At 37.6% G+C, this 11979-nt stretch carries 6 protein-coding genes; 1 reads left to right on the top strand and 5 read right to left on the bottom strand.

Annotated features, from left to right (window positions below):
• Positions 1–59: 59 nt before the first annotated feature.
• A complete protein-coding gene (locus AWW83_RS05495; protein ID WP_092349725.1) occupies positions 60–389 on the top strand; it encodes a hypothetical protein in 330 nt (109 codons plus the stop codon).
• A gap of 301 nt (positions 390–690) precedes the next feature.
• On the opposite strand, the gene dnaA is transcribed toward AWW83_RS05495, so the two are convergent.
• The 5 genes from dnaA to AWW83_RS05470 form a co-directional block, all read right to left on the bottom strand.
• Positions 691–2184, bottom strand: a complete 1494-nt coding sequence (gene dnaA, locus AWW83_RS05490) for a chromosomal replication initiator protein DnaA (RefSeq protein WP_092349722.1) — start codon at positions 2182–2184, stop codon at positions 691–693.
• A gap of 344 nt (positions 2185–2528) precedes the next feature.
• Positions 2529–4088 (bottom strand): hypothetical protein, encoded by a 1560-nt coding sequence (locus AWW83_RS05485; protein ID WP_092349719.1) that lies wholly within the window; start codon positions 4086–4088, stop codon positions 2529–2531.
• Between the two features lie 162 nt (positions 4089–4250).
• Positions 4251–9137: a T9SS outer membrane translocon Sov/SprA gene (gene sov, locus AWW83_RS05480; RefSeq protein WP_092349716.1), complete on the bottom strand. Its 4887-nt coding sequence runs from the start codon at positions 9135–9137 to the stop codon at positions 4251–4253.
• Between the two features lie 179 nt (positions 9138–9316).
• Positions 9317–10741: an SGNH/GDSL hydrolase family protein gene (locus AWW83_RS05475; RefSeq protein WP_092349713.1), complete on the bottom strand. Its 1425-nt coding sequence runs from the start codon at positions 10739–10741 to the stop codon at positions 9317–9319.
• 27 nt (positions 10742–10768) lie between these two features.
• Entirely contained in the window at positions 10769–11977 is a 1209-nt protein-coding gene (locus AWW83_RS05470; RefSeq protein ID WP_092349710.1) for an OmpP1/FadL family transporter, read from the bottom strand.
• Positions 11978–11979: the final 2 nt, after the last annotated feature.

The raw sequence follows: 11979 nt of genomic DNA, 5'->3' as shown, positions 1-11979 counted from the left end.
TGATTTTTTCTCAAAAAATTTCCAAAATAGAATTGTAAAACAAAACTTGGAGAATTGCTATGACTCCCGAACTTGAAAAATACTGGCAAGCAGTTCAAGATGTTGTTTGCAGAGTTTGTATTGATAGCGATCCCTACGGCAATGGGGTTTGCAGAATCTCTGATGCTTCAATGTGTGCTGTGAAAGTTTACTTTCCGAAAATTGTTAACATCGTCCTTTCAATTAAGAGCGATAAAATGGATGATTACATACTTGCCTTGAGAGAAAATGTTTGTAAAGAATGCAAAGAAACGCCAGATGGCGTGTGTGAATTGAGAAATTCGGTTGAATGTGCACTTGATAGATATTATCCCCTTATCGTTCAGGCAATTGAATCTGTTAATAAATAGTTTTTTGTTTAAAGAATTAGTTAGATTGTTAATAAGCGATGTGGATATGTGGATAACTTTTGTTGAAAAATAACAGTGTAAAGTGCTTGTTGAAAATTTATTGTTTGTTAATTTGTTTCGGTCAATTTTTCAGCGTTTGATTTAAATTTGAGTAATAACGAGTGTTAATTTGATGTTGATAACTTTGAAATTATCCACACTCTAAAGTTATCCACAAGTCAAATGTTGATAACTTTTTGACTTATTAACACACAATCCACACAAATTCACAAGTTATCCACAACTTTATCCACAATGTTAATTATCCGTAGTTAAATTCAATTTTTCTTCTCAACGATTCAACAAGATTTCTCAACTTTTCATTTTTTCTCATATCTTCTTCAACCGATTGGCATGCGTGAATGACAGTGCTATGGTCTCTGCCTCCGAAATGTAATCCAATTGTTTTAAGGGATGAATCTGTTAATTCCTTGCAAAGATACATTGCGATTTGTCTTGCTACGACAACTTCCTGTTTCCTTGTTTTTGCCTTCAACATATCTGGCGGGATTCCGAAATGTTCCGCTACAACTCTTTGAATTTCCTCAATTGAAACTTTGACGGATGTATCTTTAACAATTGTTTTGACGACTTCTTTTGCAAGTTCAACATCAATTTTTCTGTTTTCAAGTGAAGATTTTGCAAGCAAACTTATAAGACAACCTTCAAGTTCTCGTATGTTTGATGTTATATGAACTGCGATATATTCAATAACTTCTTGTGGAAGTTCAACTCCACTATCTTCCGCTTTCTTTTTCAAAATTGCAATTCTCGTTTCAAGATCTGGTGGTTGAATATCTGCAATCAGTCCCCATTGAAATCTTGAAATCAATCTATCGTCAAGACCTTTTAATTCCTTCGGTGGTCTATCACAAGAGAGAACAATTTGTTTTCTTGCTTGATGTAAGGCGTTGAATGTGTGGAAGAAATTATCTTGTGTTTTTTCTTTTCCAGCAAAGAATTGTATATCATCAACGATGAGAACATCAATGCTTCTGTAAAAGTTTGAGAAATCACTCACCCTGTCCTTTTGAATTGCTTCAACGAAATCAATTGTAAATTTTTCGCTTGAGACATAATAAACACGCAATGATTTTTTATTTGCGAGGACATAATTTCCAATGGCTTGAATTAAATGAGTTTTTCCAAGTCCGACACCACCATATATAACCAGCGGATTAAAAGATGTTCCACCTGGGTTATTTGCAACAGCAAGAGCAGCTGCTCTTGCAAGTTGATTGCAATCTCCTTTGACAAAGTTATCAAATGTATATCTCGGGTTTAAATTTGATTCAAATGGTTGTTCATATGTAGTTTTGACTTGAACTGTTGGATAAGATGGCTTTGGTGCTGGTGGAAGATTTATTGTCGTTTTTGAATCGGCAGACGAATTTTCCATCACGACCGAATAAACAAGTTTTGCACCTTCTCCCAAAACCTTTGTCAATGTCTTCTTAATTAAACTGTAATAATGTTCTTCAAGCCACTCATAGAAAAACTGGCTTGGAACTTGGATTGTGAGTTGTTTGCCTTCAACTTTTAACGGTACAATTGGCTCAAACCATGTTTTAAAGCTCAATGGATTTACATTGTCTTTGATTATGGCGAGACATTCGTTCCAAATTGCTTTAGCGTCGGCAGGATGTTCGTTTTCCTGTGATTTTTGAAGTTGGATTTCATCAATAGATTGAGCGTTCTCACTTTCTTTAACAGGATTTTTAAGCAAGTTTTTTGCTTGATCTGATGGCTTATCCATATGGAAATTCCTAGTTTAATTTTTTAAACTTATCCACATTTTTACAAAAATTGTGGATAACTTGTGGAAAACTCACAGAGTCATTTTTTGAAGTTATCCACACTTATCCACAAAATTATCCACATGTGCACAGTCAAGTTTTTTATTGAAATTCAAGCAATTTTTGTCAAAATTCGTCAAAGTTATCAACATGGGGCTAAAAATGGTTAAAATTGTCATTTCAAGGTAAAAATTTTATTGCACAAATTTTTGGTTTTATCAACAAGTTATCAACATAGATAAATTTCACACTCCAATTATTTATAATCAAAGTTTTTGGAAAAGTCAAGAGGCAGGTATATGCTTTATGTCCCTATTGCGATGTGTAGGTCAACGCCGACTTCGTTTATCGTTGAACCTGGGATAAATGTGCTTCTTGAATCAGATTTTGATTTTGTAAATCTATAGAAAAGTGAGCCGGTAACCCGTGTGCTTAACATATATCTGAATCTAAACTCCATTGTTGTTCGCAGGATTCCATCAAGAGGTATTGCTTCGGAGAGATTTCGTGCTTGGTATGTTTGCCTTGAATTTTTTGAGGATGAGTAAGTTATCATTATGTCAACATCGTTTTTTAGAGAGAGTCCAAAAAGTGGCAAATTAAAACCACGCTTTGAATAACTCAAATTAAAGGAAATTTCTCTCCTAAATGTTTCAACTATTGCTTTCGCTGAAAAGTTAAGATCGTAATAAGTTGATGTGATGTACCTGAAACCACCTGTTAAGTTTCCGTTCCATAATGGTTTGAAAGTTATGTTTAACCCGACAAGTGGATTGAAATCATAGCCAGTTCTTTCTGATTCAAATGTTTGTCCCTGTCCAATGAAACTTCTCCATCTTTTTTCAAAGTTTGATGTATAAGCGTGTTCAAGTGAGACGCGAGTTGCAAATGATTTGAAAATTGAAAATTTCTCAAGTCCATCCCATCTTAATCTCCAATTAACACGTGGGAGAAATCCTCCAAGAAGTTTGCTCAAAAATGGCAATGTCTCAAATCCTTCTTCAAATGCCTGTGCTAATTTTTCATCATCAGTTCTTTTATCTGTTGGATCAAGTTTTAATTCGCTATATTTTGACGCGACTGAACTTATTCCACTTTTAAATATGCTGAATATAAACACTGGTGGAAGCGTTAAAAACGATCTCCCAAGTGAGCCAGAGCTTGTAAGCGATGTAACTCTTGGAACACCTGAGGAATCTGTTATAATTCTTTGGTTTCTTTGAAAACTCCAGCTAAGGTTCCAACTCAAGTCAAGATATGCACCTTGCCAGAGTGGTCGTGAAGTTGTAAGGGTTATTTTGTTTGTCTGGTTAAAGTTATCGTCAAGATTTCCGTTCGGCGCCCGAAGACCCATACTTTGTTCAAAACCGAAGAATGGAAATCCTTTTTTAGGAGTTAATTTCAATTCGCCATTTGGATAAGAGACAAGCCCAAGTTGATACAGAAGCGATGGTCCATATTCAATTTTATCACTTGTGAACGGAAGCCATGACCATAAATTTCCCATTCCGGGTCTTTCGGAGTAAAGTCCCGTGTTCATTGCTGTATTTGTTTGCGTGAATGTGATCTGAACATTGTCGTAATCAAGGAAAGGTGTTTTTATGAGATATTTTAAAATTTGTTTTGGTGAAATTGTTAAAGCGTCGGATTTTTTCGTTGTGTCTTTTGGAGTTTGTAAGCCACGCCCACGAGTTTCTGTTTCCTCGCCAAACCATGAATCAGCAAGTGATTTCAACCTTATTGAAAATCCAAGATTTAAGTTCGCTGAATAGCCCGCGCTTCTTCCAAGCGTCCCCTGTTGAAAATTATTTTGCCATCTATAACCAGATGAATAACTTAAATTTATGTTTACATATTTGTTCAATCCAAGAATCGGCGGTATCCGTGGATTTGTTCCAATGCTTATTTGCTGATTTAAACTTGATGTTCATCCAACAATTAAGCATCTCCGAAACTTGGGCTATCCCATCTGTTAACTTCACAATTAACTCTCAAAAATGGTATGTGAGGGATGTTATAAACAAAATCAACTTCGGCTTCCGATGTCAACCTGGTATCTTAACGATGGATTAAGGAGACCATTGTTTGAAAATTTCCAGTCAAACGAGAAACCTCTTTGAGCATTAAATGCTCTTGTTGTAGGTTCAAAACTTGTTTTGGTTCTAAATTTTCTATTTTCCTGCCCGCGGTCAAATCTCATCATCCCAGAAAATCCAGATGGAGTAAGTTGTATTTCCCAGTCCTTGTAATTGTCAAGAAATGGAATTCCATCAAAAATTGATTTGAAAGGTTTTATGGTTATTGGTTTTATGTTTGTTGAATAACTTGATTGAAAGTTGAAACCCCATCTTTTGCTTATTTCTGTGTTTATGTCCCTTGAGCTTGCGCGGTTGAAGCTGAAGCCGAAGTTGATTTTGTTTATAACATCCCTCACATACCATTTTTGAGAGTTAATTGTGAAGTTAACAGATGGGATAGCCCAAGTTTCGGAGATGCTTAATTGTTGGATGACCGTCAACAAGCTGTCTGCTTTTCTATTTGCATCTTCTTCGGTCCCGCCATTTTCAAGAACAGTTTGACGAAGACGATTTGCAGCTTCGGTTGCAAGTATATCTTTGCCTGGTATATATTTTGGGATTCCAATGTTTTCAGACCTTGAATAAGAGAGAGGAATTTTCAAAGAAGAGCTCAAAAACGATGGAAGTATTTTTTCAACATTTAAATTCGTTGAGAGAGACCAGTTTGTTGAGAGAACGCGAGATGATGAGTTGACAAATCTATCCGCAAGACCTCTAAATTCAGGGCTTCGCCTTGCAATTCCAAAGTTAACACTTAAAAGTTCGGGGACATTTAATTGAGCCGAAAAATTATAAGCCCATCCAACTGCGTCATTTGCTTTCAGAAGTCGCAATTCATTCACCCATACATCGCCCGAGAGAAATTGTGCTCCCTTCCCTTTCGGGTTTGTAACTCCAATTGCAATAAAAGTGACATTTGTCAGCGATGGATTTCCTTTGATCCAATATGTTGCCCCGGGTGGTCCATCTGGAACGGGAACTCTCTTAACAGGTTGATTTACAGAATCACGCGTTTGTTTTAGTGCAGTGAGCTGATCAAAAACAATTTGAATGTTATTTCTTATGTCCCAATCTGGCCAGATTGGCTGTCGGTATTCGTAATAGTTTGATGTGTCAGTTCCAATCCAGATGAAAATTTCCCCAGCGTAATCTGTTGTATCTCTTACATAGAAGTTTCTATCGCCGTGGACGAAAAGACGCATAATTTTGTAATTGAAAAGATCAAGCCTTTGTGGAAATCTTCTCATAGCAAGTCGCAATGTATCATCTGGCAAATTTCTAATTATAAACGCAAGCGATTGCTCATTTCCTTCTATCTGTTGATCTGGTCTTGTCCTATCTCTTGGTCTTTGAACCCCAGGCGGTGGTGAGTAATCCGGGTTGTCTTCAACGCTTACAACCGTAACTTTGAAAAGGTCGTCATTTTTCACGAGCTCTTCCCAGTAATTTCCAACGAGATTAAATTCAGCAATTCTCACAATTGCGTCATTGTCAAATCCAGTGAACCAAACTCTCACGAATTCAATCAGCGTGAAACTTGGATTTCCGATTGTTCTTGTGTATGAGGAGAGCGGTATTTTAAGCTGATACCATCCATTTGAGCCACCGCCAGCGATGAATGGATTATTTGCCGTATCAAGCGGGATTTCGTATTCAAAATAATTATTGACAAGGTCAAGAATATGATTTCCGTTAAGATCTTCCTGATCTGGCTCAGGATAAAAGTTTCTGTTTCCCTCAGTTCCATTTCTTAACATAAGATTTCCGTAGTCAAAGTTATCCTGGCTCGGGTCATTGCCAAGGTATGGATATTTTGCTCTTTCTTCGTTATCATCCATTCCATCAAGCCCGACATCTTCATCTTGGTCAAGACGATAATTTCCGTTTTTATCTTCTGTGTCAAGTTTTCTATTCGGTATCACATCTTCGGAAATTTGTCCGAGGTTTATGAGCATTTTCGCATTTGGTCCGGGATTTCCGATAATTTTGAACCAGATTTCAATGTAGGTTATATTTTCAGTTGTCAAATCAGTTGAAAAATACGGTAAAACTCTCATCATTCCAGCCCAATTCTGGCGCGGGAAAAGTTTTATTGAGTCCCATTTTGTCGTGTAGTTATATTGACCTCTTTTGTCAGGGAAAAATTGAATATCAAGCGGTGTGATAAATTGTTCTTCTTGTGCAACTCTTTTCTGTGGCCATATTTCTTGGACTTGAACTGATTGAGGGATGTTAAACCACGCAAGATAACCTTTTCTTTGAACTTTTATCGTGTCAGGGATTTCTTCTTTTCTTGCTTCTCCGAGCAGAGGCATAAATGCAGGCGAGCTTGCAAAATGCCAATGGCTTGAAATTAAGCTGAATGATATAATCCTTTTTGAACCTTCAAAGTCATCTATGTAAACAATGCTTTCGTTGTTATCCCCGGCGATTGTGCTTTTTCTTGTGTTTGGATCGGCAAGTATGAAAGCTGATTCACCGCGGAGTGAAAAGACAGCGTCTTGTTTCGCTTGATAGCCGGGCAAAATGTTGAAAAGTTCTGAAAATCTCATTGAATTGAACCTACTTGAAAAATCAACGCCGAGCATCGTGTTGCTTATTGGTTCTTCTCCCAATCTTACTTTATCGCTTAAGCTTTGTTGTGAATAATTCATAAGCGTAAAACCAAACTTCGTATTTTCCCACAGGTCAAGGTCTCCGCGTGCGCCCAGAATTGTCTTTGATGCGAAAGAGAATAAATCATTCGTTTCATATCTTATTTTTAGGTTTGCGCCCGGAAGAAGAGCATCGCGATTTATGATGGTAAGTTGACCGAGGATATAATCAACTCTATAATCAACACCTTCAACCAATCTTCTATCGTTCAAATAAACCTGCACGCTTCCTTCTGCGATATTGAATCCGAGATTATAAGTTGCTTGGACATCACTTGTTAATTTTGCTGAAATTATAAATTTTGATGCTTTCGCTGTGTTATTTCTTGCTGCGACTTGATTTGTATCGTAGATGTCATCATAAGCGATTGAATTTATGAAATCGTCACCTTTGTCTGGAAAAAGTTTTTTAAGAGTTTCTTTGCTGAACGGTTTAAGATACGGGAAGATAATTTCGCCACGAGATGAGTTTATCGTAAGTTCTGAAAAATCAAATTTGTTATCGGGTCCGGGGGAGCCATCTTCGTGGAATTTATCAAAGCCAAAAATTTCAAGAAGGTTTTTCCCTTCAATATCTTCTCTTGGCTCTTGATCCGGGCTGGGTTGATAGAGAAGTTTTAAATCAAATCCTTCTTTCTTTATATTCCTTGCTCCACCGAGCGGATAAATGTTTCGCAATTGTAAAGCCCATGCCTTCTTAAACGACGGTTGAGGTGATCTCGGTCTAACAAGTTTTAAAACGAGAGTTGCTGATGTGTCCGTCAAAGAATTTACAAAGTCACCATAAACTGTATCATCACTTGCGATTTGTGTCGGTCCTTCAACTCTATATGCAACCGCAATAGCTTGATTGTCCTGTATGTTTATGTTAAGTGAGATGACGCCAATGTCTGGATTAATTGTGTAATCTTTTCCTTGTTCAAGTTTTCTAAAAAGCCCAACTTCAATTCTTCCTGGATCACTCTGTAAAACTTGCGTTCTTAAACTATCATAATATGCTTTGTTTGTAATCGGTGGTAAATTTATATCTGCGACCACAAATCTTGTCAATCCGGGCTCTGGTCTTTCAAGTTGTGAAACCCAGACCTCAATATCTTTGACTTGCAACTCAGGGGCAATTCTTACAGGCGGACTATTTTGATAATATGGCTCAAATGTTGGAATGTATTTCTCATCAATGAAATAGTGATTTTGGGAATACTGATAAAGATAAACTTTTGTCTCCTGCGTTTGTGCTCCGCCAGTTAAAACTCTTTCCTGTGATTCACCTTTTTTCTGGCTTGCGATAGTTGTAAGTTTTAAAGGTCCAAGTTGCAAATTTGCCTTTATCCCGAACAATGCTTGACTGCTTCCGATTAGGGAAGATGGGGTTTGAAGCGAGACATTTCCAGCTTCTACGCTTTGGATTATTTCGTCGTCATAACCTTTGTATTTTATTTTGAGTTGATTTTCAAATTCAAATTGTCTTTGCGTGTTCCAGTCAGCTGTTATGTTAAGTTTATCTCCGATTGTTCCGCCGACATTTATCTGAACCTGTTGCGAAAAATCTGGCTCATTGCGGACGCTTCCAAGTCGTGAGAGAATCAATTGTTCTGTTTTCTCGTTTCTCCAAGCGCCGGTTATATCAACCGCTCCAGAGATGTGAAGATTTATCACGGGTGGACCGAATATGCTCAAAATTGGATTTGCAGGGACAGGAATTTGGATGTTTGTTATGCTTCCAAAAAGTTTTTCAATGTCATCTTTTTCTTCTTTTTTCTCGTATTTGTGGGCAAGTTCAATCCAGGATTTTCGCCTTGTCTCTTCAAGCCGAATTTGAATATATTTTTCAAGAGGCACGACAAGTGGGAAGGCATATTCCGAGCCAGCAATTTTATCAACAATTCTGACAAATTTTCCTGTTGAATCAATTTTTACTTCCCGTGTGATTAAGTTTGACGGCGCAAATAATAATGGGTGAGGATTTTTGTTGTTAAGTTGAATGTAGGGCTTTAAGACAAATTTTTTGTTAAAAATCTTGACACGAGCTGTTGAATCAACAGCGGTTGAGTCAAATTTTGTTAAGCTTGTGTCGGATGGAATTGTATCTGAAGAGGCGAAAAAATAAAAATTTGAATAATTCGCAACTGCAACAACTGGCAAAATTGCGATGATTAAAATAACATAAACTCTTGAGAGCATAAAGATAATTCATCGGCGATTATGTTTGACAGCGTAGCAATTCAGCTATAACCAAACCTTGCTTTGTTTCCGACTACTTAAAGATATAATTTTCAAATCTCAATTTCAACTTTTTTGCTTCCGAATAAAAAAGGGCGTGCGAAAGCACGCCCTGAAGAATTTTAAGTCAAATTAAAAATTTATCTTGCGGTGAAAAGTTCAACTACATTTTTTAAAGCTTCAGCTGGAACTTTGGGAAGTAGATATTTCCCCTGTGCAACAGAACTGCTTGGAAGTTGAATCCCTGGCAATGACATCACATCAACATACGGGATATTTGAGCCAAATTTTGAATTTATTGCTTTTATAAATTCGTTTGCAACTATCCCATGTCCACGGCTTGATGGATGGACACCATCTAAACTAAAAATTCCACCAGTTATATAATCTGTTGTGAATTTAACACCTGCAATTTCAACTCCATGTGTTTTGGCTTCGTTTAATCTTGAATAAATGTCAACTCTTACAACTCTCCCAGCTCTTGCTGGATTTGAAACGACGGTGTCAATTATAAAGTTGAATTTTTGAATTGCGCTTTTTGCAACTGCAACTTCATTCGCATCAAGGACATATTCATCTGGCAATGGTCTCCCAGCGTTTGGAAGTTGGTTAAATGGTGGAACATTTGGAAGACCATAACCTGTCGCAATCAATGTGCCTGCAGGTAATAAAACAAGATCGTTCGGCGTTAATTGTGCCGGAGAGCCACCCTTGATGCCAATTAAAGGAATCGGTCTGCCTTGCTGGTCAAGAACGGGTTTCCCTGTGTTCGGATCAACGATGAACCAAGGTATAGTTGTGAAAAATGGGATTACAGTTACATCAGGGATATTGGCAACTGCGATTTTGACAGTTGAATTGATTCTAAGCAATGAGTCAATCGCCTGTCTGAATAAAAGTTGGAAGATTACATCGGGTGTGGGAAGTTTTCCGGTCGGATCAGTTCCCCTTGTTCCACCGCTTGCAGCGTAGCCAAGGACATCATTATTTCCCATCCAGAAAAACACAAAAGTTGGATTTAAAATTTTAGCCTGATGAAACATCGTTGGACCAAATGCTTTGCTTCTCAAAACGATCTGGAAAAATGGATTATTTCTTTGAATTGATTTTGTCGCATAATCTGTCGTATCAAAGACATCATATAAAATTGCTCCGGGGACAGCAAGATTGTTAAACGGAGATGGATGATTTGAATTCTTCGGCGCACCGGTTACAAGTCGTTGTTCTATGTTTAAAGGCGAAAGCGATCTTAAATATAATCTTTGTCCAATCCCCGGTTCGCTTATCAAGGGTTGAACGAATGTAACATTTTTGCCAAGTGAATTAATTTGCTTGACGATTAAATTGACATATGAATACTGTTGAGCACTTTCAAATAAAGCGCCATCCTGAAATCCAGCGGTTATTGAGTTTCCTATGGCGACAATCCTTGAGAAATCAACTTGAACTCCAAGCGATGGAGGAGTGCCAACTTCTGAAAATTCTTCACAGGCGTAAAAAATGAATGCGAATGAGAAAATTAACAGGACAGCGAATATTCCAGAAAATTGAATTTTACTTTTCATAGCACAAAACCCTGTTTTAGTTTTGAATTAAAAAATTTTGTATGTGAGGTTTATCCCAAGCAAGTGAGCGCTTGAGTTATAAACTCCATCAAATCCAACGAGCGTTCCAATGACCTCTCTTTGTTTGAATCTCACGAACATATAGCCGAGGTCAACTGTTAAGTTTCCAAAGGTATATCCAGCCCCAAATGTAAATTCCCATCTGTCCGCATCAGGTAAAGATGGCTCAACATATTTGTCGTCAATTGGATTTTGATCATACGCTATTCCAGCTCTTAATGCCAAACTTCCGAAGCGATATTCAAGTCCAGCTTTATAGATTGAAACATCTTTGTAATATCTTTCAAGCGTTTGATCTTGTTGTGCGCTTGTTTCAGTTTCAAAATCAACTTTGAGAACATCATAAGAAGACCATCTCGTGAATTGATACCCAAGCTCAAAAGTCACATTTTCACTTGAAAAGCCAATTCCAGCCATCACAATGTCTGGCATCTTAACACTTGTTTTGATATTTCCACCCGGAAGAAGCGGATCAAGCACAGGTGATTTCTGAAAGTCCGCAGTTCCAGAATAATTAACCTTAACCTGTGAACGATAGGAGAATCCAAACGATACAGGATCAAGTTTGAGCAAAACGCCAACATTATAACCAGTGCCCGTTCCACTGCCAGATAACTTAACACTTACCTCGGGCGTAAATGATGGAATTTTTCTTGAAAGTGTAACGGTGCTGTAAACATAATCAAATCCGAGAGCAATTGAGAGTTCATCTGCGAGTTTGTAAGCGACGACCGGGTTGATATAAAATGTTTTGAGGTCAGATTCAACTGTGATTGCGCGACCGACCCAATCCTCAGGCCATTTTGAACCAAGTCCATATGGATTGAATACGCCAATTCCAAAAGCAAGTCCGAATTCTGTTGCATGTGTTAAGTAAAGATTGCTCGGGTAAAAAACTTGCTTTACCATTTTGGTCTCTTGAGTCGTGTTAAATTGATATGGACCGCGAAATCTTGCTGACGGGAATATAAGCGTTGTCCCAACTGAGAAATTTGTTCCTTTCAAATAAGCCAGTCCAGCTGGGTTATAAAAGATGCTTATCGGGGCATAGGATGTTGTAAAAGCCCCAGCCATTCCGGTAGCTCTTGCGCCATGTTCGTTGATTTGAAAGCCACCGGAAAACAAAGCGGTTGAAAAAATTAAAAAAAGTGATAAAAGAGTCAGGATAAAGCGCATAT

The sequence above is a fragment of the Candidatus Chryseopegocella kryptomonas genome (assembly GCF_001536065.1).
GTDB classification, from domain to species: domain Bacteria; phylum Bacteroidota; class Ignavibacteria; order Kryptoniales; family Kryptoniaceae; genus Kryptonium; species Kryptonium kryptomonas.
This window is presented reverse-complemented; position numbering and strand designations above follow the sequence as displayed.